Here is a 24,970-nt window from a genome sequence, read left to right as displayed (position 1 = left end):
TAGAATTTTCGATTGAGTAACGAAATTCACAGACTGCTAGTTTTTGTAATCAGCTGCCAATTGTTCATAAATGTCATTACCCAGTGAGGCGCCAGTGCATTATCCTTTAAATGCTGCAAATCGCTGGCCAGTTGTTGTTACCAAAGGAGCAGCTTTCTTCTTACCGCCACTAAAGAGTGCAGGAGTGTGGTGCAATAACATGCCAACCTGCATTATGAAATATAGTCAACATAACATATCTTAATACTCCTAAAATCAAAACAGAGTTATGAAAAAACTGTTGACAGCTGGCTGCCTGCTTTTGTCCCTCGCCTGCCCGGCCCAGCAAAAATCGCAAAAAGGATGGATTCAACTCTTTAATGGCAAAGACCTCAAAAACTGGGATATCAAGATCAGAGGCCATAAAATAAATGATAATTTCGGCAATACCTTCCGGGTGGAAAATGGTATTCTTGAAGTGCGCTATGACAATTATAAAGATTGGGGCGAGCGCTATGGCCACCTATTTTACAGGAAGAATTTCTCTGCATATCTGCTGATCGCAGAATATCGTTTCGTAGGTGAACAGGTAAAGGGCGGACCTGCATGGGCACTGCGTAATAACGGTTTAATGCTACACGGGCAGAGCGCTGCCAGCATGGGTCTGAACCAGGATTTTCCTATTTCACTGGAAAATCAGTTGTTAGGAGGAAATGGGAAAGACCCGCGCCCAACGGGTAACCTGTGTACACCAGGTACGAATGTTGTCATCAATGGAAAACTGATTACAGCGCATTGTAATACCAGTACATCCAAAACATATCATGGAGAACAATGGGTAAGAGTAGGGGCCTTGGTGTTAGGTGATTCTGTGATAAAACACATCGTATTTAACGATACAGTAATTGTATACAATAAACCACAGGTAGGTGGTGGAAACGTAGCAGATGCTGACCCTAAGCTGCTAAAAGAAGGACGTTTACTGAGTGAAGGCACCATCTCTATACAGAGTGAAAGTGCGCCAACTGATTTTAGAAAAATAGAATTGTTTGATCTTTCTCCTTATATGAAAGACCCGAAGAAACTGGATGCCATCATCCATAAATTGCAGGAAGAAAACCGCACAAAATAATTGTACATATAAAAGGGGATGTATCACAAGTAAAATGAAGCCCCAGAAATCGTTTAAAAAATTATCTCCATAAGGAACCTGAATAAGAAGGGGCTGTTTCGAAGTTTTTCGAAGACAGCCCCTTTTATTGCTGAAAAATGGGTTCATTCCTGTTGGTGAATTCCCACTTTCATCAATGTTTTATTTCCTAAACAATGACCGGTGCCATGAAAGCAGTATCCGGTAATGCCTGCTGAATAGCGCCATGGGGTGGCGTCGGTGGTTTCGGTGGCCTTGGTGGTCCATTACGCGGTGGCACACAAGCCGCTCCCCACAATAAGATCCCCAACAACAATGGTATGAATAAGTGTTTCATATTTGTAAACATTTAGTTCCAATATTGAAAAATCAAATTGCGTGCCGGGAGATGCAACCCCTATATCCTTAAAAACCGGGAGTGTTACAGTTTGAATTATTTTCTAATTCTAAAAAGTAGTTCCTTATCTTTGCCCCCAATAAAAAAATAATTCAAACCTTGCGCCATGTAATCTCACAGGCATATTAACCGCTTCTTCCGCCACCTGCATCTCCGCAGGTATGGCCTGTGAAATCTTTGTCTTTACCAAACCCTGAACAACATGGCTATTTCAGAAAAATATGGCCGTACCTATCATTTTCCGTTCTCACCGGGAACCACCAGTGATGATCGTATCCAGCATAATTACTGGCAATACATCAGCACCATTCCGGCACTGATTCACACGGAAAAGTTAGACGGTGAAAATAATTGTCTCTCCAGGCATGGTGTATTCGCACGCTCACATGTAGCGCCTACTACATCTCCCTGGACAGAGACCCTGCGCCGTTACTGGCAGCTCATAAAAAATGATCTCGGTGACCTGGAAATATTTCTGGAGAATGTATACGCGATTCATTCCATCGCTTACAAAAATCTTGATCATCATTTTTATGTATTTGCAGTCAGAGAAAACGGGCAGTGGCTCAGTTGGGAAGAAACCTGCTTTTACGCAGCAATGCTGGATCTGCCGGTAGTGCCAGTGATTAAAAAACTGCCTGCACCCACTTCCCAACAATCATTCGAAAGTGATTTGCTCGATATTGTAAACGGCCCTGGTGCCTTTGCTGCACACGATGCATTCACGGGTGCACCAGCCACCATGGAAGGCGTGGTCACGAGAGATGCCGGGAGCTATCCTGTCAGCTCATTTGCTGAACACGTATTTAAGTATGTAAGAAAAGGACACGTAAAAACAGATGTGCATTGGACGCGCAACTGGAAACGTGCCCGTTTAAATTATGAAGGAGGTCAATATGTGGACTATCAGTGAAAATAAATCATGGGATTATTTAGCAACTAATTATGACTGGATAAAACGTATGCGCGATATCCCGCAGGATGCACGTCATCATGCAGAAGGAAACGTCGATATACATACGCAGATGGTCATTGCAGCCCTTATCAGTCTCCCGGAATACCAGGCACTCGATGCGCAAACACAGGAAATTATGTGGGCGGCTGCATTACTGCATGATGTGGAGAAAGCAGGTACCACAGAAATTCTTGCTGATGGCTCAATCGTTTCTCCCGGTCATGCACGCAAAGGTGAGATGACGACAAGGCAGATCTTATATAAAGAATTACCTGCACCATTTGCTATAAGGGAACAGCTTGCAAAGCTGGTACGTTTTCATGGCTTGCCATTGTGGGTATTCCAAAAACCGGACCCTGTAAAAGCCTTGATCATCGCTGCTTTGCAGGTAGACACAAGATTGCTTGCCATGCTGGCAAAGGCAGACGTTTTGGGCAGAATCTGCCAGGATCAGCAGGAGTTGCTATATCGTATTGAATGCTTTGAAGAACTGTGTAAGGAGCAACAATGCTGGGGGCAGGCACCATATTTTGCCAACCCGCATGCACGAATGCATTACTTGCAGAAAGCTGCTACTGATCGTTCTTATGTTCCTTTTGAACGGCCTAAAGTAAAAGTAGTGATCATGAGTGGTTTGCCTGGTGCCGGGAAGGATACTTACGTACAGCGAAATTATAAGGACTGGCCGGTGGTATCACTGGATGCCATCAGGATAAGTATGAAGGTAGCACCTACCGATAAATCAGGCAACGGACGCGTGATCCAGGAAGCGAAAGAACAGGCAAGAGTACACCTGAGGAACCAGGAGAGTTTTGTGTGGAATGCTACCAATATCACACATTCCATGCGTGAACAATTAATTTCATTATGCTTACAATATACGGCGGAGATAATCGTCATATATATTGAAGTTCCTTACAAGGTTTTGTTTAAACAAAACAGTGCAAGGGAAGCTATTGTACCGGCTGCTGTAATGCAAAGGCTGGTGCATAAGCTGGAAGTACCGGATCTTACAGAAGCCCACGAAGTGGTGTATGCGGTGAGTTGACATATACAGGCCTTTCACTGAATATGCTCTATGCTGTCAAACAACATATGCAGGCCTTTTCACTGGATATGTGCAATGCTGTCAGAAAATATATACAGGCCTTTCACTGTATATGGGGTAGGCGACTTTTTGACCAATTGTTATAGTATTGCTAAAATGTAGTACTATCACTCAGGAAAGCGCCTTCCCAACTTCCCTGAACCATATAATCCGTAAATTGCAGGCAATCCGGCCAAATTGCTATCAACCTTTGGCCAAGGCACAGACATGAAGAAAAGTATAATGATTATTAGCGCGGCTATGCTGTTATCCCTCTTTTCTTACGCCCAGAATGACTGGAAACTAAAAGACGATAAAGACGGGATTAAAATTTACACAAAGACAGTCGAAAACTCCAACTTAAAAGCCATACGTGTTAAAGTTGCAGTACCGGCTACCCTCAGTCAGCTGGTAGCCATTATTCTCGACATCTCTTCGGCGAAAGACTGGGTATACAGCACCAAATCGGCCACATTACTCAAAGAGGTAAGTCCATCCGAACTCTTTTATTATTCCGAAGTAGCATTACCATGGCCCATTACTAACCGTGATTTTGTGGCGCACCTGATTGCCACCCAGGATGCCAGAACAAAAGTGGTCACCATCGATGGCCCGGTAGTACATAATTACATTCCTGAGAAAAAGGATATTATCAGGGTGCGTAATTCTTATGGCAAATGGGTACTCACTCCTTTACAGAACAATATGGTGTATATTGATTATACATTGGAAACCGATCCGGGTGGTTCTATCCCTGTTTGGTTAGTTAACCTGTTCGCAACAAAAGGACCGATGGAAACTTTCAAGAAACTTAAAGTACAACTGGCGAAACCCGCTTATAGAAATCTTCATTTATCTTATATACGGGAGTAGAGAGGCTGGCATAAGTCCACCTTAGGTCCACGTTTTGGCCGGTGCTTGTTCGATGCTAGTTCGACGCTTGTTCGATGCTACTGTATTCATTTATAAAAGGTCAGTTCTTTTCAGAACTGACCTTTTATTTTTTATCATCAATTATTGCTTCTCTTTCACAGCATTCATCCCATCCATCATCATTCATCTCCAGCCCCTTGCTTCTCCCAATTTCAATTTCTATATTGCATAATCGTCAAAAGGTCTCAATGCTAAAATTTCACTTCTTTTGATGCAACTTATTGTTACGTTATGGTACTTAGATCGAAAAATCATGCTCGCCGGTCTTTGATGGGCTTCCTTTGCTTCTGCGGCATGGGAATAGCTGTTGTCAACCCAGCCTTCGCACAGTCCGGCATTCTGCCGCTTCAGGACTTATCCTCGTTTCATGACCCGGGACCCAGCTGGAGCATCGTCACTGACGCTGCCGCAGCACTGGATAAACCGCATGAACTGAGCTTTTCCCCGGGCGTCGGTGTACTCCTGAATTTACCGGACAAAAAACATCCGGGTCAGGACCTCTTCACGAATGCCGAATATGGAGATATAGACCTGGAAATGGACTATATGATGGCTCCCGGCTCCAATTCAGGTGTATACCTCGAGGGTAGGTATGAGATCCAGCTGCTGGATAGCTGGGGCAAAACCAACCCTACCGCAGGTGATAATGGCGGTATTTACGAACGATGGGAAGATAGCCGCCCCCAGGGATTCCAGGGATACGAAGGCCATGCACCCCGTTACAACGTAACCCGTGCTCCCGGTCTCTGGCAACACCTGAAAGTTTCCTTCCAGGCACCCCGCTTCGATGCCAATGGCAAGAAGATCGCCAATGCAAGAATGCTCCTCATCACCCTGAATGGTATGGTCATTCATGAAGATGTAGAACTCCTGGGTGCTACCCGTGGCGCTATGGACGGTGGTAATGAAAGTGCCACAGGTCCGCTTCGCCTGCAGGGAGATCATGGTGCTGTTGCTTTTAAAAACATCATGATCAAAAAAAGAGAAGCAGCCAGCGAAGCGCAAAATGGGAATAACCGCCGCGACAACGTGGATCCTATCTACGTAGATGCCAATGTTAACACCGTTCTCCGCAGCTTTATGGATGTACCTGATTTCCGTATTGTACATGCTGTAAACGTAGGTAGCCCGGAACAGGTGCACTACACCTACGATATGGACAGAGGTGCACTGGCTCAGGTATGGAGAGGTGGTTTCCTCGATGCTACACCTATGTGGCATGACAGGGGAAATGGTACTTCCCGCCCAAGAGGCACCGTGCAAACTTTAGGTAAACCTTCCTTTACCATCGCCAGGCTGGCCAACGCGCAGGCTACATGGCTCACAGATACTACCGGTACCGGTTATCGCCCCAAAGGTTATGTACTCGACGACAAAGACCGCCCAACTTTCAAATACCTGATCTATGGAACTGCTGTAAGCGATGAAGTGCGCGTGCTCTCCGAAGGTCATGGTATACATCGCGTCATCACTGTTGCCAATCCTGTAGATGGACTGTATGCAAAGATTGTAGCAGGTAGCAAAATAGAACCTGTTTCAAAAGATCTGTACATCGTAGATGGCAAAGCTTATTACCTGCAACTGGAAGATACCGGCAATGAAAAACCAATCATCCGTGATGCAGCAGAAGGAAAGGAAATGATCATTCCTATCCGCAGTAAGCTGAGCTATGCCATCATTTTCTAATCGTTTCTTAATCTTTTGAATCCTGCACATGAAAAATATATTAAAAAAGGCGATGCTTTGCGGCATGATGCTGGCCCTCACCTCGATGGCCACACAGGCACAGGAAACGCCGAAAGAAGAAGACTACTTTAAGATCTTAAAGATGAAAGCCCCCGAAGGGATCCTGCTCGAAGTAGGTGGGCTTTGTGTATTGCCCAACGGTGACCTGGGTGTATCTACCCGCAGAGGCGATATCTGGGTAGTACATGCACCTGACAGCCGTAACCCTTACTGGACAAAGTTTGCCAGCGGTCTGCACGAGGTTCTCGGGCTTGTATATAAAGATGGTGCCTTGTATTGCGCACAACGTGGTGAGTTGACAAAACTGGTGGATACCAATATGGACGGAAAGGCAGATATATATGAAACTGTCTATGCATGGCCACTTTCCGGACACTATCATGAATATAGTTTCGGCCCTAAATTAGCACCAGACGGATCATTTTTTGTATCCGGCAACGTAGCTTTCGGTGATGAAGAATGGTGGAGAGGCGAGAGCCGTGTTCCCTGGAGAGGCTGGATGATGCACATCTTTGAAGATGGTCATATGGAACCTTATGCCACAGGTTTCCGTTCCCCATGCGGATTGGGTATGATCAATGGTGAATTGTTTTACTCAGAGAACCAGGGCGACTGGGTAGGTTCCGGTGGTGTATGGCAGGTGAAAAAAGGTGCTTTCATCGGGCATCCTGCAGGCTTACGCTGGTCACAGGAACCCAATTCTCCTGTAAAGGTGACCGAAAAACAATTCTTTTCACTGGTAGATGGTCGCCGTGTAAAAAATGCGGAAGGCCGTTATATCAAACCTGAGAATGTAGTGAATGAAAAATTCGTTACACTCATGGATGTAAAGAAACAGATCCCTGATCTGCAATTGCCTGCAGTCATTCTCCCACATGGTATACAGGGGATTTCCAACTCTGAGATCGTGCAGATTCCTGAAGGTAGTTTTGGCCCCTTCGCTGGCCAGTTGCTGGTAGGAGATCAGGGGCAAAGCAAGATCATGCGTGTGGTGATGGAGAAGGTGGATGGTGAATACCAGGGTGTGTCTTTTGACTTCCGGCAGGGATTCCAGTCCGGTGTACTGAGAATGGCATGGGCAAAAGATGGTAATACCTTATTTGTAGGTGAAACCAACCGTGGATGGGGTTCTGCCGGTGAAGCAAACGAAGGTTTGCAAAGACTGGTGTGGAATGAAAAGATGCCGTTTGAAATGAAAACGATCAAAGCTATGCCGGATGGTTTTGAGATAGAATTTACATTACCGGTAGATAAAAAATCTGCAGAGGATCTGGCTTCTTACCATGTAGAGAATTTCACCTACAAGTATCATGCAGTGTATGGTAGTCCGATGGTAAACATTGGTCAATGCCCTGTAAAAGGAGTGAAGGTGTCAGAAGATGGATTGAAGGCAAGGATCATTGTAGATAGTCTGCGTCCGGATTATGTACACAACATCGTATTGGATGGTGTGAGAGAGAAGGAACATTTCTATTCCCTGATCCATAACAATGGCTACTACACTTTGCATCACATTCCACAGGGTGCGAAATTGCCAGTTGCACAGGCAAGTACTTACAATTCAGAGAAGGTAAAGGCCGCGGCAAAACCGGCAACCACGGCTACAAAAGCTACAACAGCAGCAACCTCGCTGGCAAAGAAAGCACCTTCTTTCGAAGAAGTAAAACCCTTACTTGCAAAATATACCTGCCTTGCCTGTCACAATGCAGAAAAACGCCAGGTGGGTCCTGCATATAAAGAAATCGCAAAGAGAAAATACACCAGCGATCAGATCTTAAAACTGATTGCAAATCCAAAGCCACAGAACTGGCCGGACTACGCGACAGAAATGCCGCCGATGCCGCAGGTGCCAAAGGCAGATGCTTTAAAAATAGCTGCCTGGATTAACTCATTAAAATAAATTTTGCATGCTGAAAGCAGGCAGCAGGCCCTCGCCCCAAACAAAAACGCTTTTGCCGAAGGCAAAAGCGTTTTTGTTTATTTAAATCTAAAGAATACTAAAACTGATTTTTCCACATCATACTCTCCACGGGCTTCACCGTTCTTCCATTATACTTCGCGTTCCCCTTTTTATTATAGAACGTTTCCACATCACCCTCCACCACAAAATAAATCAACTGCCCGATCGGCATGCCCGCATATATCCTTACCGGCTGCGCACAGCTAATTTCCAGTGTCCACGTATTACAAAACCCTACATCACCTTTCCCCGCCGTTGCATGAATATCAATCCCTAATCTTCCGGTGCTGGACTTCCCTTCCAAAAAAGGTACATGTGCATGTGTCTCTGTATATTCTTCTGTCACGCCCAGGTACAGCGTACCTGGCTGCAATACAAACCCTTCCGCAGGGATTTCAAAATGTTCAATTTCGTTGTGTGATTTGGCATCCAGTACACGGTCTTTATAAGTCGCCAAATACTTGCCAAGGTGTACATCGTAAGAGTTAGTGCCGAGATATTTCCGGTCGTAAGGTGAAATGACGATAGTGCCTTTCTCAATTTCCTCCAATATCCTTTTATCAGACAGGATCATATATTTGGTTAATTAGTATTAATTTGGCAAGATATGCCATTAATACGTACGATACAAATATCTCCCGGCAGCCGGCTGGGAGTATGGCAGATCGGAGAGGACGAAACCTTCTTCAGGAAAAGGGTCAACATATCGCCCGCCATTCATCATCCGCACAAGCGCCTGCAACATTTTGCCGGTCGTTACCTGCTGACAGAACTATTTCCGGGCTTCCCGCTGGATAGTATCCAGATCATGGAAAGCAAAAAACCCATCCTATCCTGCAATAGTTTACATTTTTCCATTTCTCACTGCGGCGATTTTGTAGCTGCCATTGTGAGCCAGGAAAGTGCTGTAGGTGTGGATATTGAATCCATGAACGACAAGATTGAGAAAGTGAGCCATAAATTCCTCTCACCCACGGAACGGGAATTCATTGATCCGGCCAATGCCCTGGCACACAAAACTATATGCTGGAGTGCCAAGGAGGCGGTTTTCAAATGGTACGGCCTGGGAAAGGTTGATTTTAAAGAAAATATGCAGCTGGAGCCATTTCCATATCAATTATATGGATATATCCACTGTAATTTTAACAAAGCAGATAAAAAAGCACGGCTATCTTTGCAATATCTTATTGCGGACGGTCTGTGCCTATCCTGGACCATTTAATGCATTAACTTTTTAAATATACACTGCTTGAAGATCTTTTTATTAGGTTTTATGGGTGCCGGTAAATCCTATTGGGGAAAACAGCTGGCCGAGCATCTGGAGTTACCATTCTATGACCTGGACGACGTAATTGTAGAATCCGAAGAAATGTCCATCAGTGATATCTTCGCCACCAAAGGAGAAGATTATTTCCGGCAAAAGGAAGGTTTCTGGCTGCGTGAGCTGTCAGAAGGCGACAATTTCCTCATTTCCTGTGGAGGAGGAGTGCCCTGCTTCCAGGATAATATGGATGTGATGAATGAAAGAGGTACGACTATCTGGCTGAACCCGGAACTGGCTGTAATTGTAGACCGGCTGAAGCGTAAAAAGTCAAAACGTCCGCTCATAGCAGATCTGCCGGATGATGAACTCCTGGCATTTGTCGAGAAAAAACTGGCCGAAAGACAGCCTTTCTACCAACAGGCCAAAATTACAATAGCAGAATCGGACTCCGTAACATTAGATACATTTACCAAAAGACTGAACGAAAATGCATAAGGGCTTTTTAATCTGGGCAACCGTATTTGGCATATTAGGCGTAGTATTGGGAGCTTTCGGCGCACATAAATTATACGACATGGCGACTACAGACGCTATGAAAACGACATTGGAAAGGGCGTACAAGACAGGCATTACCTACCAGTTTTACCATGCTTTTGCTTTAATCGCAGTTGCGCTGCTTTATGTTCATTTTCCAGGTTCACTCACCCAATGGGCCGGGCGCTGCTTCGTGACCGGAGTGATCCTGTTTTCAGGTTCTCTTTACCTGTTGACACTGAAAGGATTTGGGAAAATAGATTTTCCTTCCATCATTGGTATCCTGACACCGATCGGCGGGGTATTCTTCATCGCAGGATGGGTTTGCCTGCTACTGGCGGTCATTAAGAAATAAAGAAACGTATGCTTAGATATGTGGTTTTGACCTGCCTGGGTATATGCCTGGGAGGGTTTGTATTTGCACAATCCGGTCCTGACATCAGCGGAAAGTGGTATGGAATTCTGAAAACCCCGCAGGGGCAGAAGCAGCGTTTAGTACTCACATTTGCCAATGAAAATGGTGAGTGGAACGGGCAGCTGGTGAACCCTGATGAAGAGGATGACCCTGTGCTGACAGATACCGTAGCTGTGACCAATGATAGCCTGAAGTTTTCCATTCCCCGCATCGGCGTGGTGTTCATGGGAGCATGGACTAATCGTAATACTTATAATGGCTTTTTCTACCAGTTGAACAACAGGGTGAGTATTTACTTTTCACGTAAGGAAGTGAAGGAAGATGATCTGCAGCTGGAGCGCCCGCAAACCCCGAAATCAACGGTCGCCTACGATACAGAAGATATTAAATTTGTCAATAAAGTTGATAAGGTACTCCTGGGTGGTACCCTGACAAGGCCCGGTACCAAGGGAAAAGATCCTTTTAAAGTGATCATATTGATTCCGGGTGCAGGGCATCCTGACAGGGATAATGAAATGTTTGGGCACCGTCCATTTGCTGTGATGGCGGATTATTTTGTGAGGAGAGGAATTGCCACTTTACGGTTTGATCAGCGTGGTGTAGGGAATAGTACAGGGAATTATGATTCTGCCAGTATTGGTAACCTGGCCAACGATGTACAGGCTGCCCTTGCCTACCTCCGGAGCAGGAATGACATTGATTCTTTGGGTATTGGCTTGTTAGGATACGGCGAAGGTGGTGCTGTTGCTGAAATGGTGGCGGCCAGCGATAAAATGATCGCTTACCTGCTGCTCCTGGCTGGGCCTGGAGTAGACGGGCAAACCCAGTACCTGAACCGGATGGCGACGACGGCAGCTTCTTATGGCGATTCCAGAGAGCATATCAGGGATTACAAAGATTATTATCAGCCTTACCTGAAAGTGCTGGTGAATCAAAAGGATACACTTTCCCGCAAAACGATTGCTGCCACTTATTTAGGGCTGGTATACAACCGTTTTGGCGATAGTACGGATATAGCTGGAAAACAGCAGTTTATACAGGAGGTTTATGCAGCCGATGCAAGGCCAAGAGCACTGTCATTACTCAGATTTGATCCTGTTCCTTACCTCGCGAAGATCAGGTGCCCGGTGTTGGCAATGAATGGTGCGAAAGATGTAGAGACAGCAGCCAACCCGAATCTGAAAGGGATTCAGGATGGATTGAAAGCCGGTGGGAATGAAATGTTGACTATGTGGAATCTTCCCGGACTCAATCATCTGTTTCAGAATTGTATCACATGCAGGATAGAGGAATATGGCACCCTGGATGAAACGATCAGCCCTAAAATATTGGAAGGGATGACGAAGTGGGTCCAGAAACTGTACGAAGATGAAAGTGGAAAATGAATGATTAAATAAAGTTGACTGAAATGGTTTTGCTTATCGGCAAAACCATTTTTTTTGCATTGGAAATTGTCATGATAAATTCATACGGCCACATGGCAAACAGTCATTGCAAATTATTATTGCCATAGCAACAAAGCCCTGAAAATAAAAATTCAATGTTGCTGAAGGTCAATAGCATGGCTATTTTCAGGTATATATGAAAATTAATTCTTAATATATCAACCTGTGGCCTTAATTTTGGAGCGCAATACAATATGTCTAAGAACAAACTGAAAACTGAAAAACCAGACAGCAAGAAACCTCCTCGTGCTAATGACCCCAACGTATTGAAGCAGGAAAAAGAAGCAGAGGTAAAAGTAAAGGAACTGGTAAAAGATGAACGCACCCACAAAGTATTGGGGGTGATATCCCTTTTATTGTCTCTCTACTGTTTTATTGCATTCACTTCTTATCTCTTTACCTGGCAGGATGACCAGGACAAGGTATTCCGTTACAGTGCCAACATCCTCCTTATGGACAATGATGCTGTGAAGGTGGAGAATCTCCTGGGTCGTTTAGGTGCTTTTGTTTCCCACTGGTTTTTTTACAAAGGATTTGGTATAGCCTCATATCTTTTTTGCTTCCTGTTTTTTATTCTCGGTGTCAATTTCATCGTTGGCCGCCGCGTATTCAAATTATGGCGCAATGTTAAATACGTACTTTTTGGTTTACTGTTCCTCAGCACTACTGCTGCATTTGTAGCCAACCTTGCTGCTGCAGATTTTGCATGGGGTGGCGCAATGGGTGATGGTGTAAGTAAATGGATCTCCGGTTTCCTTGGCACTGCGGGAGCTGCATTACTGCTGCTGGTAGCAGGGCTGGCATGGAGTATCTGGAAATACAACCTGGATTTCAAATGGGTGCTGCGCAAACCAAAACCACCTAAGCCACAGCTGGCCGGAATGCCGGTAGCAGTGGATGAAGATGTGGAGGTGCCTGAAATGCCCTTGAAAAAAGAACCTAAGCGTAAGAATGGTCTGAAGGATAATGGGGCGATTGTAGTGACACCTACCCTGGAAGAAGAGGAGCTGGAAGACATGCAGCTGGTGGAGAAAGAATTGCCGGTAAGAGCAGTCGTTAAACCGGTCGTGGTAGCTCCTCCGGCAGTAGACGAAGAAATAGAAGAGGAGGAAGAAGAGGATGCAGGTCCACTGTTATACATTGAAGAAACGGTGGAGCAAACCAATGCCCGCAACAATAAAAAGAATAACGCAGCAACTGACGTAGCCTGGGAAATTAAACCAAGTAAAGATGAACCGGAGGAAGAGCTGGCAGAAACTACCGGAACAGTAGGCGAAGCCGTACAGCTGGATCCCTACGATCCTTCCCTGGATCTGCGGGATTATAAACATCCTCCACTCGAACTACTTGACAACCACAATACGGAAAAAGTGGTGCAGGATGCTACAGAACTGGATCGAAACAAAGACCAGATCATCAGCACTCTCAAAAACTACGATATTTCTATCCAGAAAATCAGTGCGACCGTAGGCCCGACCGTAACCTTGTACGAAATAGTTCCGGCTGCCGGTGTACGTATTTCCCGTATCAAGAACCTGGAAGATGATATTGCCCTGAGTTTGTCAGCGTTAGGTATTCGTATCATAGCGCCGATCCCGGGTAAGGGTACCATTGGTATTGAAGTGCCGAATGTGAAAAAGAGCATGGTATCCCTCCGTAACCTGCTGGCATCTGAGAAGTTCCAGCAAAGTAACATGGACCTGCCAATTGCTATTGGTAAAAAGATTGACAACGAGAACTTCATAGCAGATCTGGCCAAAATGCCTCACCTGCTCATGGCGGGTGCTACCGGTCAGGGTAAATCTGTAGGTATCAATACCTTGCTGGTTTCTCTCCTGTATAAGAAGCATCCTTCCCAGCTGAAGTTCATCCTGGTAGACCCCAAGAAAGTAGAACTCTCCCTGTATAAACTGATAGAGAAACATTTCCTTGCCAAGTTACCGGGCGAAGAAGATGCAATTATTACTGATACCAAAAAGGTAATTCATACCCTGAATGCCTTGTGTATAGAAATGGATCTGCGCTATGACCTGCTAAAAGAAGCAGGTACACGTAACATCCGTGAGTATAACAATAAATTTGTACAGCGCAGGCTAAATCCGCAAAGGGGGCATCGCTACCTGCCGTTTGTGGTACTGGTGATCGATGAGTTTGCAGATCTGATCATGACAGCCGGTAAGGAGGTGGAAATGCCGATAGCACGTTTGGCCCAGCTGGCCCGTGCGGTTGGTATTCACCTGATCATTGCCACACAGCGTCCGTCAGTAAACATTATCACAGGTACCATCAAGGCGAACTTCCCGGCACGTATAGCGTTTAAGGTGTCTTCCAAAATTGACTCCCGTACCATCCTGGATATTGGTGGTGCAGAGCAGTTGATTGGCCAGGGGGATATGCTGGTGTCTCTGGGCGGTGAACTGGTACGTCTGCAATGTGCATTTGTAGATACACCGGAGGTAGAGAGAGTCGCAGAGTTCATCGGTAGCCAGCGGTCTTATCCGGAGGCATACCTGTTGCCGGAATATGTAGACGAGAAGGATATGGAAGGCAGGGACGTGAACCTGCAGGACAGGGATCCCCTGTTCGAAGAGGCTGCCAGGGTGATTGTGCAAAACCAACAGGGATCTACATCTTTGTTACAGCGCAGGATGAAACTGGGCTATAACAGGGCGGGCAGGCTGATGGACCAGCTGGAAGCCGCAGGCATCGTAGGCCCGAATTTGGGAAGTAAGGCGAGAGAGGTAAATGTGAAAACAGAAACAGACCTGGAAATGATCTTGAATGATCTGGGAGGTGGATTTTAAAGGATTATTTCCGTTAAATATCGATAATACCATTTAAGACCGACCTGAAGCACTAAATTTGCGCCTTTTTGGCACAATCTTAACAATCCGGGCATGACCCGGCATAACATTTGTTTTTACTACTACAACAATAAAAAAACTTACCGTAATGAGGAAAATTTTATTCATGAGCATGTTGGCAGGGAGTGTAGCAATGAGCGGCATGGCTCAGACAAAGACAGGTAGCCTGGGTGCAAATGACCCGAAAGCAAAGGTGATCCTGGATAATGTGAGCAAGAAGTTTTCAACCTTCAAGACTGTTGTAGCTAACTTCGTACTGAAAGTAGAAGGCGGCAAGAACAGCGTGGCAGATTCCAAGAAAGGAACTGTATATGTAAAAGGCAGCAAGTATAAAGTAAACCTGGAGGGTCAGGAAATCATTAGCGATAACAAGACTAGCTGGACCTACCAGAAAGATGCTAATGAGGTGACAATCAATAATGTAGATCAGAGCAGCACACAGCTCACACCTGCTAAGTTGTTCACTAACTTCTATGACAAGGATTACCTGTACCGCCTGGATGCAGAAACTACAGAAAAAGGTAAGGTGTATCAGAATATTGAGATGACACCTACAGACAAGTCTAAGAATGTTTTCAAGGTAATCGTGTCAATTGACAAGAAAAACCAGAGCATTTCAAAGATGAAAATGTTTGAAAAGAACGGTAACCGTTATACATACGAGATCACCAATTTCACGCCTAATACTAACCTGACGGATGCGACATTCAGTTTCGATCCTAAGAAGTATCCAGGGGTAGAAGTAGTGGACCTGCGATAGGTTAGCGGATCCTGAAAAGATATTGATGGATCTTCGATTAAGAAGAGAAGAAAAGCCTGGCCATTTTTGGCCGGGCTTTTTGTTATTATACGGGCCTGACTAAAACTCGGGTGGGTGATGGAGACGGAATGGCTTTTACGCAATTCTCAGCGCCTTCATTTTACTTTTAGCCAGCCCCAATACCCTCCCGTTTTCACGCATACTAGCAATTGCGCTTTTTTTTACTACCTTTGGCAAGTTTTAATTAAAATTAAGCATTATGGCATACGACGTAATCGTAATTGGTAGTGGCCCCGGCGGATATGTGGCTGCTATCCGTGCTTCTCAGCTGGGATTTAAGACGGCAATCGTTGAAAGGGAGAACCTGGGCGGTATTTGCTTGAACTGGGGTTGTATCCCTACTAAAGCATTGTTAAAGTCTGCACAGGTATTGGAATACATACAGCATGCCAAGGCCTATGGAATCAACGCAGGAGAAAGCAGCGCTGATTTTGATGCAGTTATCAAGCGCAGCCGTGGTGTTGCAGACAAGATGAGCAAGGGAGTGCAGTTCCTGATGAAGAAAAACAAAATTGATGTTCTGCTGGGTACCGGTAAGCTGAAAGCTAAAGGTCAGGTAGAAGTTACAGATAAGGACGGTAAAGCTGTAGTACACGACGCTAAGTACATCGTACTGGCAACTGGTGCTCGTGCCCGCGAACTGCCTAACCTGAAAATTGATGGTAAGAAGGTAATCGGATACCGTGAGGCAATGGTGCTGCCTAAACAGCCTAAATCCATGATCGTAGTAGGTTCCGGCGCTATTGGCGTTGAGTTTGCTTATTTCTACGCTACCCTGGGTACTAAGGTGACCATCGTTGAATTCATGCCGCGCATCGTTCCGGTTGAAGACGAAGATATCTCTAAAGAACTGGAGAAAATCTATAAGAAGAAAGGTATCGAAATCATGACCAATGCATCTGTTGAAGCTGTAGAAGCAAACGGTGATGGCGTGAAAGCGAAAGTGAAAACTGCAACTGGTGAAATCAGCCTGGAAGCAGATGTAGTACTGAGTGCTGTTGGTATTCAGGCAAACATCGAGAACCTGGGTCTGGAAGCACTGGGCATCAAAACCGACAAGGGGCGTGTACTGGTAGATAAATACTATCAGACAAATGTTCCGGGCGTATTCGCGATCGGTGACATGGTTCCTGGTCAGGCACTGGCACACGTAGCTTCTAAGGAAGGTATCGTTTGTATCGAGGCGATCGGTTACAATGAAAAGAAATATGCTCACAAACCTGAGCCTATTGATTATATGAACATTCCTGGTTGTACTTATTGCGCACCAGAAATCGCTTCTGTAGGTTACACTGAGAAAGCAGCGAAAGAAGCTGGTTACGAAGTGAAAGTTGGTAAATTCCCATTCTCTGCATCCGGTAAAGCAACTGCTGCTGGCGCAAACGAAGGATTTATCAAGGTAATCTTCGATGCTAAGTACGGCGAATGGCTGGGTACGCATATGATCGGTGCAAACGTAACCGAAATCATTGCGCAGACAGTAACTGCACGTAAGCTGGAGACTACTTACCAGGAAGTACTGGATTCTATCCACCCACACCCAACCATGAGCGAATCTGTAAAAGATGCGATCGAGGTGGCTTACGGTGAGGCAATCCACCTGTAATAGAAAGTATTAGTACTATATAGAAAAGACCTGGAGCTAAACTCCGGGTCTTTTTTTTAGAGTTTTATTAATGGCTGAGAGAAGACCTTATTCCCATTGTTCACCAATACACATACGTAAGTACCAGGCACCAGCCCATTGATGGGAATGCTTTCCTGCAGGTTAGCAATCACTCTTGTCAGAACTAACTTTCCGCTCATATCAAATACCTGCATTTGCATATTATCAACAGCCTTACTCAATAGGGTAACAGTACCCGCTGCGGGATTCGGGAAAAGCATGTAATCATGCTTTCGTAAAATATATACACTGGCTGGATCTGAATACAACACAGTTCCATTTGTGGTGATCAGTTTTACCCTGTAATAGAGTAATCCTTCCTTTGCATTTTCATCTGCATACGCATAGTTTGTATTTGTATTAACAGTACCTGAATCAAGTGTTACATATCCATTTCCTGAAAGCCTTTCCCAATACAAATGATCGAGGTGATAAGTGGTGCCCAGGGATAGATGGAGAGATACATTTCCATCATCTGTTGCGGTAGCCAGCAGACTTTTAAAATAACAGCCAGTGCCCTGTAACTGGTAATTGGTAGCATAGCTTTTCAATCCCGTCCATCCATCAGTATGCAACGGACTTACTGCATAATAGGCTGAATTCGTAGCAGAAGAAATCGTCAGGAATGTATCTGCAGTTTGCGTATAGGGGAGGAGATAGGTATTTCCCATATGATATAGCTCATAAGCGCCTGCCTGCGATAATGAATTCCAGAAGATCATCGCGCTGTCCCTGCAATTATAACCGATCTGTAAGGAGGGGCGGGGAGAAAGATAAAAGGTATCACTGATGAAAGATGTATCAGCAGTTGTATATTTCAATAGTGCAGCGCAGAAAGTATCAGGAATGCTCCAGTAAAATAATCCCGTAGCCGTATTCAATTGAGTGGCGATGCGCTGCCAGCTGGTACCCTTATCATAGCTGCAGAACAGATCTCCTTTAGCCGTCACATTCGAAGTCCATCGTAAAGGAACTGGTACAGGATTACCAGCAACCATTACCTCTTCAGACCCCGGATTTTGCCACTCAAAGGAGTTTTTGAACTCATAGCCATAAGCGAGGTAAAAAGCCTGATTTGGTACCTTTAAATGATGTGCAGCTACAATTATCTGCACCTCGCCGGCAAGGGGATTATCAATCGTAATCTGTTCTACATTATTCAGACTATCCCGGGAACGATGGGGGGCCGCAGATAAAGAGTCCAATACAGGCGCTGATGATAATACCCAGGGAAGATATTGACGACCACCTGCAATAACAGTTACATCAAGGTCATTGACCAATGCGCCGGAAACATTTGCTTCAGCAGGCGGATCATTCCATGCAAGTGTAACCTTTAGTCGCTGTACACCTGCAGGTACCTGGATCGTAAAGATGCCATTATCCCTGCCCTGTAAAAAGCGTTTTTGTTCCAAAGTCTGCATTGCATGCAATGCATGTAAACTACCAAAGCCCCTGCTATAACTAATTCCATTTCCATTTGCACTATTAATTAAAATGGCTTTCACCAGCGCTGCCGAAGGCATGCTATGATACACCTGTTTGTAAGCTTGTTGTAGCAAAGCAGATACACCACTGGTCAGCGCCGCTGATCCTGATGATCCATCTATTCCGAATGCCACTAATTCAGGTTTGATACGCCCATCATATGCAGGCCCTTTCGAACTGATGCCCGGTACATGCAGTGAATCATCGCTTGCACCCACTACCAATACATTCTTTGCCTGTTTAAAAGTGCCTGTCAGGTTTGCAAAACCCTTCAGGTTCGCATAGACGCTACCCGTATCAGCACTCGTACCTACATTGCCCGAAGAAAAAACATGTAATACGGTATCCGTATGATACACTTCTTCATCATACGCCACTGCCTCTGCACCATAATAATTCTCTATTCCCGTACCATAAGAATGATTCTGTACAGATACTTTATAATCCCTCATGTAAGCACTGTCCTCCGGCATTAAACTATATGTATAATTTGCAGGACATAACAAAGCCTGCGGTGCTGCCCCCAATCCCTTCTCTCCATTATTCCCTGCACCCGCTATCATTGTTGCCATAATAGTAGCATGCGAAGAAAAATTCGCAGATGCCTGCGAAGTCAAAATAAATCTTCCCTTCAGATCAAGATCTGTTGTATCAAACAGGTCTTCTTTCAATGACACGGTAATATCAGTGCCTCTTATCGCAGGATATGCCTGTTGCACAGTATTGATCGCATTTGCAGAAAGGTCTGCTGAATTTATTCTTTGTTCAGGAAATGCTTTCCGTTGTACATCGGCAAAGGAGATAATAGATTGTGCAATAAAATTACGCCACTCAGCAGTCAATACAGATACAATATAATTCGATCCGGTACGCCGTATTATACGGCAATACCCAGGTGCAGCACCCGCATTTACAATCAACTCAACACTATCCCGGATAGCAATCAGGTTTAATAAATTCGTACTTGCCTTCCAGTTATCATTCGCCTGCAACACATACACTACGCGTCGCGCTAAGCTGCTGTCAAAGGTTGCCTTCTTTAGTATAAAATGTACCTGGCTGAATGATTTTACCACCCCATAATCATGCAGTGATTCACCGGGATATTCACGGAACTTTACGAGGTAATAACCTGTATGTTTACGCGATCCGCCCTTCGCAAGGTCGCTGCTGGCGTACCTCACAGCTACCTGATCCGGGAAGTCCTGGGCGCCTGCTGATAATGCCTGGCATACTAATAAGTGTAACAAAACAAGGCTTGCTCTCATAAAGATTTTGGGTTGACAGGTTGCTCTTTGCGTCAAATAAAACTAAAGTAATTCATTCATAACTCTGATTAAATAAAAAGAAAAATTTTTCGTTGGTTTCATGGAAAGTTGTAATATTGGACCCGAGCAACTAAAATCTAAACGTCGAGGCATTTGATACCAGAGCAGCCATCTTTTTGGCGCGTAACCGAAAGAATCAATAATCATTGAAAGCCCGGAGAGGACGCGGATTTTGCCATACCGTATCTTTCACCCACATCACTTTTTGAGCACTAAAATTATGTATTAACAGTAAACAATTTAAACATGCATGATGCACGTATCGTGCAGCAACTGTAAGCACGAGTTTTTATCTGTCGTTAGCTGTATTTACTGATGATGAATACGTCCATTTTTCGTCAGCGAATCAGCTAATAGTATCTTCATTTTCCTGAAACCCAAACCCAAATCTAAATGTATGCGTAAACATTCATTCAACGCCTTATTGTGTCTGATGGCCGGTATCGCTGTAGCCACAGTCTCCTGTAAAAAAGATAATGTAAGCAGCACTAAATCTGCTGATGCTATCTCCACTGAAACCCTTGCAAAGATCGAAGCACTGGGCTTTAGCGCCGCAGATGTTCACAAGTTCGGCAATGATTACATCGTAGAAGGTGATATCCGCCTCACTGAAGAAGACCTGAATGCTAAATACACTGGCCCTGTTCTGCGTGTAGCTAATTCAGAACAGTATCGCACTACCAACATCGTGACAGGTACCCCACGTACTATCAAAGTCCTGGTTGCAAGTAGCCTGGGTAGCGCTTATGTAGCAGGTGCTGATACTGCTATTGCCCGTTACAACCGTCTCCAACTCGCTATCACTTTCACCCGTATCACCAGCGGTATTGCACACATTACTATCTCTGGTTTTAACCAGGGCCCAAGCGGTGGTTTTATCACCCTGGGTTCTTCAGGTTTCCCAACCAGCAGCGGTAATCCTTACGCCTCTATCCTGATGAACACTAACTCTCAGGCTTATGGCAGTAATCCAAATGTACTGTATGTAGGTTCTGTAATTCAGCATGAAATCGGTCACTGTATTGGTTTCCGTCATACTGATTATTTCGATCGTTCTTATAGCTGTGGTGGTACTGCTACCAACGAAGGCGCTTCAAGCGTAGGAGCTATCTGGATTCCAGGTACGCCAACCGGTGCTGATGCAAATTCATGGATGCTGTCATGCTCCAATGGTGGTAATCGTACTTTCAACCCGAACGATATTATCGCATTAAACTACTTGTATTAATTAGTAAGACAGATATTCTTATTAGCTGATGCATGAGCAAAAAAAGCCGGTAGCGAAATGCTACCGGCTTACAATATCTTTGTTTATTCTGCTTTACATTCATATACGACAGAACTACATCTGTCCACATCTTTCAGGCCTTTCCTCCATGAAATGAACCCATTCCAGAAGCCTTTAAACAGGCCATTTCCGCCATGCTTATATTTCTCACTCAGCAGACTTACATAAAACCCATCAAACACCATTGGATGTTTTTTCACAACCCTGATCTTATGCTGTTTCAGCAATACCTCCATAGAAGCAGGAGAGAAGTGATAAAGGTGACGTGGTACATCATATGCTGCCCAGTTTTCTCCATAATGCTCCGCGTCAGAAGAAGTGTAGTTAGGTACTGCAATGAGCAGTGCGCCTTCCGGTTTTAATAAGGTACGGATATGACGGATATAATCATGTAAGGTATGTACATGTTCCAGTACATGCCACATGGTGATGGCATCGAATTGTCCGGCAGGCAATGCGTAGAGATCTTCTGATGGCCGGGGTTCGATGTTGTATAATGTCTTTGCATTCTGACGGGCAGTTTCATCGGGCTCCACACCTGTGATCTGCCAGCCGCCCTGTTGCATGAAGTGAAGGAAGGAACCCGTACCACAACCAATGTCGAGGATGGAACCCTGTTTAAGCCCGGTTGCTGCCTTAACCCAGTTTTGTTTACTGCGCAGGGTGATTTTCCTCACGCTGTGGTATAAACGGTTGATGAGACCCTGGCGGGTTTCTGAGTGGGAGATATATTCCTGCGATTGATAATAGCGGCCGATGTTGGCATTGTCAGGAACGTTTTGTGTGTAACGTACGCTGCAATGTCCGCAATGTATGATATCAAAGGTTTCTTTAGAAACAGTGTGATCTTTGGCTGTCAGTGCTTTATGTGAAGTTGCGGCTCCACATACCGGACAGGTTTTATGGTAGATAAAAGACATGGCCAAAAATACAGAAAAATCATAACGAAAAAATCGCTTATTCCTTCAGCCGGCATAAATAAAGTTCTTATTTATATTCACCAAATACCTTCCTTAGTGTATCCGCTATCTCACCCAGGGTACACAAAGTTTCCACCGCTTCCACTACGATCGGCATCAGGTTCTCCTCTGTATGGGCCGCGGCTTCCAGCCTTTGTAGTATAGCCTTTACAGCTTCGTGATCCCTGCGTGTGCGCAGTTCCTCCAGCCGCTCCGTTTGCACCTGCCTGATACTATCATCAATCCGGAAGATCTCTGGTGTTCCCTCTTCCTTTACCGTAAACTTGTTCACCCCAACAATAATCTTCTCACCGCTTTCTATCTCCTGCTGGTATAAGTAAGCACTTCTTGCTATCTCGTCCTGCACAAAACCCTGTTCTATCGCACTCACTGCACCTCCCATTGCATCTATACGCGCTATCAGCTCCCAGGCCTTTGCCTCCACTTCGTTCGTCAGTGCCTCTACATAATAGGATCCTGCCAGCGGATCCACCGTATCTGCAATACCACTCTCGTAGCCTACAATCTGCTGGGTACGCAAGGCAATGCGTGCCGCTTCCTCGGTAGGCAGTGACAATGCTTCATCATACCCATTCGTGTGCAGCGATTGCGTGCCTCCCAGGGTTGCTGCCATAGTTTGCACAGCAACACGTACAATATTATTATGTGGCTGCTGCGCCGTTAGCGTACTCCCACCTGTCTGTGTATGAAAGCGTAGCATTTGCGCCTTCGGGTCAGTAGCCCCCAATTCCTTTGTCATGGTAGCCCACATCCTTCTCGCAGCCCTGAACTTCGCTACCTCCTCAAAGAGATGATTATGCGCATTAAAAAAGAAAGATAGCCTGCGCGCAAATACATTGATGGCCAGCCCCTTTTCAATGGCTGCTTTTAGATAGGCTTTGCCGTTAGCCAGGGTAAATGCCAGCTCCTGCACCGCATTGGCACCTGCCTCGCGGATATGATAACCGGAAATGGAGATGGTATTCCATTTGGGTACTTCGGTACTGCACCAGGCAAAAATGTCGGTGATCAGGCGCATCGAAGGTTTGGGCGGATAAATATAAGTGCCCCTTGCAGCATACTCCTTTAGAATATCATTCTGGATAGTGCCTGATATCTTATGGAGATCGGCCCCCTGTTTTTTAGCAAGAGCAACGTACAAAGCGAGTAAGATAAATCCTGTTGCGTTGATAGTCATACTGGTAGAGATCTCCTCCAGTTTAATTCCGGCAAAGAGTCTTTCCATATCCTCCAGCGAATCGATGGCCACACCTACCTTTCCCACTTCTCCCTCCGACATGGCATGATCAGAATCATATCCGATCTGTGTAGGCAGGTCAAAGGCCACACTCAACCCCATCACCCCCTGGCTAAGCAGATAGTGGTAGCGCTGGTTTGAGGCCTCCGCGGTACTGAATCCGGCATATTGTCGCATGGTCCATAGTTTATCGCGGTACATGGTAGCATGCACACCCCTGGTAAATGGGAATTGTCCGGGCAACTCATCCATGGGTACCGGTTGAGTATATACTGGATCTATGATAATACCGGCATCTGTTTTGATGATATTTTCCATAATATGCACATTCGTGGAATAATGATGTATGATAGACAATGTTACATAATTATTACCGTATTCTGCGAAGACCAAATTTTGATAATTTACAGGACCATTCCTGAAAGATTTACCGAATAAGCTATGTTTATTTACGCACTGTTATTACTCACTTTTGCCCTGGCCCTGTTCAGCATTTTCTATACTTATACAGCTGCCGCAGCCCCTATCAGCCACAATTGGTCGCGTCTTTTTGCCGGATTAGCATTGGGAGTATTTATTTATCTCTATGGCACCTGGGTATACCTGACTATCGAAGCCAAGTACGGGTTTGGTATCTGCCTCCTGCTGGCACTGATCATTGGTTTTCTGCGCCCTAAGCGGGGAACACGTGCTTCCCAAACCTGGCAGATCTTCTTCAATTTATTGTTCGGAACAGGTTTAAGCCTGCTGAGTACTCTCTACTTTACCGGCACCACCGGCAAACCTGAAACCATCGAAATGGCTTTCCCTATGAAAACAGGGCGATACTTCGTATTGCAGGGAGGTAAAGGATTACCCACCAACCTGTTTCATTACAGCCTGAGAGGGGCCATCTATGCGATGGATATCGTAAAACTGAAACCGGATGGCCGCCGTGCCAGTAAGATCTTCAGCAAAAAATTATCAGACTACGAAATCTTTGGTGATACCTTATATAGTCCCTGCGATGGCAGGGTATTGAAAGCCTATGGTAATAACCCTGACAATATACCGCCGGATATGAGCCGTGGTCCTAATAATACCAACCAGGTGATCATAGAAACCACGAATAGTTACATCTTTTTAGGACATATGAAGGAGGGAAGTGTGATCGTGCACGACGGAGACCTCATTAAAAAAGGACAGCCAATGGGCTGTGTAGGCAATTCAGGATTTAGTACGGAGCCTCACCTGCACATCCAGGCACATAAGAAAGTACCGGGTATTCCATGGTATCAGGGACCACCATTATATATCCACTTTAATGGAAAGGGTTATTTACTATACGAGGTAATCCGGCCTAAGAGAGTGATGATGGTAAAGAAATGAAAAAAGCCCTCCGCATTGTGGAGGGCTTTTTTCATTTCTTTAACTGACTTCATAAATAGGTATTTC

General features: G+C 45.1%; 20 protein-coding genes. 15 read left to right on the top strand and 5 right to left on the bottom strand.

What is annotated here, in order from left to right:
* The first annotated feature begins 268 nt into the window (after positions 1-268).
* Positions 269-1,111, top strand: a complete 843-nt coding sequence (locus tag U0033_RS10730) for a 3-keto-disaccharide hydrolase (protein ID WP_072356737.1) — start codon at positions 269-271, stop codon at positions 1,109-1,111.
* 187 nt (positions 1,112-1,298) lie between these two features.
* Here the strand turns inward: U0033_RS10730 and U0033_RS10725 are convergent, their stop codons facing one another.
* Positions 1,299-1,466, bottom strand: coding sequence for a hypothetical protein (locus tag U0033_RS10725; protein ID WP_177318519.1), 168 nt, complete (start codon positions 1,464-1,466; stop codon positions 1,299-1,301).
* 262 nt (positions 1,467-1,728) lie between these two features.
* Between U0033_RS10725 and U0033_RS10720 the strand changes: the two genes are divergently transcribed.
* The 5 genes from U0033_RS10720 to U0033_RS10700 all read left to right on the top strand — a co-directional run bounded on the left by U0033_RS10720 (position 1,729) and on the right by U0033_RS10700 (position 8,147).
* Positions 1,729-2,439 carry an RNA ligase family protein gene (locus U0033_RS10720; protein ID WP_072356738.1) on the top strand — a complete coding sequence of 237 codons (711 nt, stop codon included), beginning with the start codon at positions 1,729-1,731 and terminating at the stop codon, positions 2,437-2,439.
* A complete protein-coding gene (locus U0033_RS10715) occupies positions 2,408-3,529 on the top strand; it encodes an AAA family ATPase (protein ID WP_245801698.1) in 1,122 nt (373 codons plus the stop codon). Before U0033_RS10720 ends, U0033_RS10715 begins: the two co-directional genes overlap by 32 nt.
* A gap of 267 nt (positions 3,530-3,796) precedes the next feature.
* Positions 3,797-4,441 (top strand): START domain-containing protein, encoded by a 645-nt coding sequence (locus tag U0033_RS10710; RefSeq protein ID WP_072356740.1) that lies wholly within the window; start codon positions 3,797-3,799, stop codon positions 4,439-4,441.
* A gap of 354 nt (positions 4,442-4,795) precedes the next feature.
* Positions 4,796-6,187 carry a 3-keto-disaccharide hydrolase gene (locus U0033_RS10705; protein ID WP_245801699.1) on the top strand — a complete coding sequence of 464 codons (1,392 nt, stop codon included), beginning with the start codon at positions 4,796-4,798 and terminating at the stop codon, positions 6,185-6,187.
* 28 nt (positions 6,188-6,215) lie between these two features.
* Positions 6,216-8,147, top strand: a complete 1,932-nt coding sequence (locus tag U0033_RS10700; RefSeq protein WP_072356742.1) for a c-type cytochrome — start codon at positions 6,216-6,218, stop codon at positions 8,145-8,147.
* A 97-nt stretch (positions 8,148-8,244) separates the two neighbouring features.
* Here U0033_RS10700 and dcd read toward each other — a convergent pair whose 3' ends face one another.
* On the bottom strand, positions 8,245-8,781 hold the full coding sequence (dcd, locus tag U0033_RS10695; protein WP_072356743.1) for a dCTP deaminase: 537 nt from the start codon (positions 8,779-8,781) through the stop codon (positions 8,245-8,247).
* Positions 8,782-8,814: 33 nt separating this feature from the next.
* On the opposite strand from dcd, the gene U0033_RS10690 reads away from it, so the two are divergent.
* The 7 genes from U0033_RS10690 to lpdA all read left to right on the top strand — a co-directional run bounded on the left by U0033_RS10690 (position 8,815) and on the right by lpdA (position 17,155).
* Complete coding sequence (locus U0033_RS10690) at positions 8,815-9,429, top strand: 4'-phosphopantetheinyl transferase family protein (protein WP_072356744.1); 615 nt, start codon at positions 8,815-8,817, stop codon at positions 9,427-9,429.
* A gap of 27 nt (positions 9,430-9,456) precedes the next feature.
* On the top strand, positions 9,457-9,966 hold the full coding sequence (locus U0033_RS10685) for a shikimate kinase (RefSeq protein WP_072356745.1): 510 nt from the start codon (positions 9,457-9,459) through the stop codon (positions 9,964-9,966).
* Entirely contained in the window at positions 9,959-10,360 is a 402-nt protein-coding gene (locus U0033_RS10680) for a DUF423 domain-containing protein (RefSeq protein WP_072356746.1), read from the top strand. The genes U0033_RS10685 and U0033_RS10680 overlap by 8 nt, the downstream gene beginning before the upstream one ends.
* A gap of 8 nt (positions 10,361-10,368) precedes the next feature.
* Entirely contained in the window at positions 10,369-11,805 is a 1,437-nt protein-coding gene (locus U0033_RS10675) for an alpha/beta hydrolase family protein (RefSeq protein ID WP_072356747.1), read from the top strand.
* A gap of 254 nt (positions 11,806-12,059) precedes the next feature.
* Positions 12,060-14,669: an FtsK/SpoIIIE family DNA translocase gene (locus tag U0033_RS10670; RefSeq protein WP_072356748.1), complete on the top strand. Its 2,610-nt coding sequence runs from the start codon at positions 12,060-12,062 to the stop codon at positions 14,667-14,669.
* 148 nt (positions 14,670-14,817) lie between these two features.
* Positions 14,818-15,489, top strand: a complete 672-nt coding sequence (locus tag U0033_RS10665; RefSeq protein ID WP_072356749.1) for a LolA family protein — start codon at positions 14,818-14,820, stop codon at positions 15,487-15,489.
* Between the two features lie 259 nt (positions 15,490-15,748).
* Positions 15,749-17,155, top strand: a complete 1,407-nt coding sequence (gene lpdA, locus U0033_RS10660) for a dihydrolipoyl dehydrogenase (RefSeq protein WP_072356750.1) — start codon at positions 15,749-15,751, stop codon at positions 17,153-17,155.
* A gap of 56 nt (positions 17,156-17,211) precedes the next feature.
* Here the strand turns inward: lpdA and U0033_RS10655 are convergent, their stop codons facing one another.
* On the bottom strand, positions 17,212-19,971 hold the full coding sequence (locus U0033_RS10655) for a S8 family peptidase (RefSeq protein WP_072356751.1): 2,760 nt from the start codon (positions 19,969-19,971) through the stop codon (positions 17,212-17,214).
* Positions 19,972-20,428: 457 nt separating this feature from the next.
* Here U0033_RS10655 and U0033_RS10650 point away from each other — a divergent pair, with 457 nt between their 5' ends.
* Positions 20,429-21,259, top strand: a complete 831-nt coding sequence (locus U0033_RS10650; RefSeq protein ID WP_072356752.1) for a M57 family metalloprotease — start codon at positions 20,429-20,431, stop codon at positions 21,257-21,259.
* A gap of 83 nt (positions 21,260-21,342) precedes the next feature.
* Here the strand turns inward: U0033_RS10650 and U0033_RS10645 are convergent, their stop codons facing one another.
* Together U0033_RS10645 and U0033_RS10640 are read right to left on the bottom strand one after the other, a co-directional pair.
* Complete coding sequence (locus U0033_RS10645; protein ID WP_072356753.1) at positions 21,343-22,239, bottom strand: class I SAM-dependent methyltransferase; 897 nt, start codon at positions 22,237-22,239, stop codon at positions 21,343-21,345.
* A 67-nt stretch (positions 22,240-22,306) separates the two neighbouring features.
* Positions 22,307-23,854 carry an acyl-CoA mutase large subunit family protein gene (locus U0033_RS10640; RefSeq protein ID WP_072356754.1) on the bottom strand — a complete coding sequence of 516 codons (1,548 nt, stop codon included), beginning with the start codon at positions 23,852-23,854 and terminating at the stop codon, positions 22,307-22,309.
* 123 nt (positions 23,855-23,977) lie between these two features.
* On the opposite strand from U0033_RS10640, the gene U0033_RS10635 reads away from it, so the two are divergent.
* Entirely contained in the window at positions 23,978-24,904 is a 927-nt protein-coding gene (locus tag U0033_RS10635) for a M23 family metallopeptidase (protein ID WP_072356755.1), read from the top strand.
* Positions 24,905-24,970: the final 66 nt, after the last annotated feature.

Origin of the sequence: Chitinophaga sancti (genome assembly GCF_034424315.1) — a bacterium.
GTDB lineage: Bacteria > Bacteroidota > Bacteroidia > Chitinophagales > Chitinophagaceae > Chitinophaga > Chitinophaga sancti.
The sequence above is the reverse complement of the archived record's forward strand: the minus strand, read 5'-3'. Positions and strand labels throughout refer to the sequence as shown.

Bases quoted from the DNA above. Each gene is read 5' to 3' on its own strand.
- U0033_RS10680 (WP_072356746.1), top strand. From the start codon at position 9,959: ATGCATAAGGGCTTTTTAATCTGGGCAACCGTATTTGGCATATTAGGC.
- U0033_RS10715 (WP_245801698.1), top strand. From the start codon at position 2,408: ATGAAGGAGGTCAATATGTGGACTATCAGTGAAAATAAATCATGGGAT.
- lpdA (WP_072356750.1), top strand. From the start codon at position 15,749: ATGGCATACGACGTAATCGTAATTGGTAGTGGCCCCGGCGGATATGTG.
- U0033_RS10640 (WP_072356754.1), bottom strand. From the start codon at position 23,854: ATGGAAAATATCATCAAAACAGATGCCGGTATTATCATAGATCCAGTA.
- U0033_RS10690 (WP_072356744.1), top strand. From the start codon at position 8,815: ATGCCATTAATACGTACGATACAAATATCTCCCGGCAGCCGGCTGGGA.
- U0033_RS10730 (WP_072356737.1), top strand. From the start codon at position 269: ATGAAAAAACTGTTGACAGCTGGCTGCCTGCTTTTGTCCCTCGCCTGC.
- dcd (WP_072356743.1), bottom strand. From the start codon at position 8,781: ATGATCCTGTCTGATAAAAGGATATTGGAGGAAATTGAGAAAGGCACT.
- U0033_RS10705 (WP_245801699.1), top strand. From the start codon at position 4,796: ATGGGAATAGCTGTTGTCAACCCAGCCTTCGCACAGTCCGGCATTCTG.
- U0033_RS10710 (WP_072356740.1), top strand. From the start codon at position 3,797: ATGAAGAAAAGTATAATGATTATTAGCGCGGCTATGCTGTTATCCCTC.
- U0033_RS10675 (WP_072356747.1), top strand. From the start codon at position 10,369: ATGCTTAGATATGTGGTTTTGACCTGCCTGGGTATATGCCTGGGAGGG.
- U0033_RS10635 (WP_072356755.1), top strand. From the start codon at position 23,978: ATGTTTATTTACGCACTGTTATTACTCACTTTTGCCCTGGCCCTGTTC.
- U0033_RS10725 (WP_177318519.1), bottom strand. From the start codon at position 1,466: ATGAAACACTTATTCATACCATTGTTGTTGGGGATCTTATTGTGGGGA.
- U0033_RS10645 (WP_072356753.1), bottom strand. From the start codon at position 22,239: ATGTCTTTTATCTACCATAAAACCTGTCCGGTATGTGGAGCCGCAACT.
- U0033_RS10700 (WP_072356742.1), top strand. From the start codon at position 6,216: ATGAAAAATATATTAAAAAAGGCGATGCTTTGCGGCATGATGCTGGCC.
- U0033_RS10720 (WP_072356738.1), top strand. From the start codon at position 1,729: ATGGCTATTTCAGAAAAATATGGCCGTACCTATCATTTTCCGTTCTCA.
- U0033_RS10655 (WP_072356751.1), bottom strand. From the start codon at position 19,971: ATGAGAGCAAGCCTTGTTTTGTTACACTTATTAGTATGCCAGGCATTA.
- U0033_RS10670 (WP_072356748.1), top strand. From the start codon at position 12,060: ATGTCTAAGAACAAACTGAAAACTGAAAAACCAGACAGCAAGAAACCT.
- U0033_RS10650 (WP_072356752.1), top strand. From the start codon at position 20,429: ATGCGTAAACATTCATTCAACGCCTTATTGTGTCTGATGGCCGGTATC.
- U0033_RS10665 (WP_072356749.1), top strand. From the start codon at position 14,818: ATGAGGAAAATTTTATTCATGAGCATGTTGGCAGGGAGTGTAGCAATG.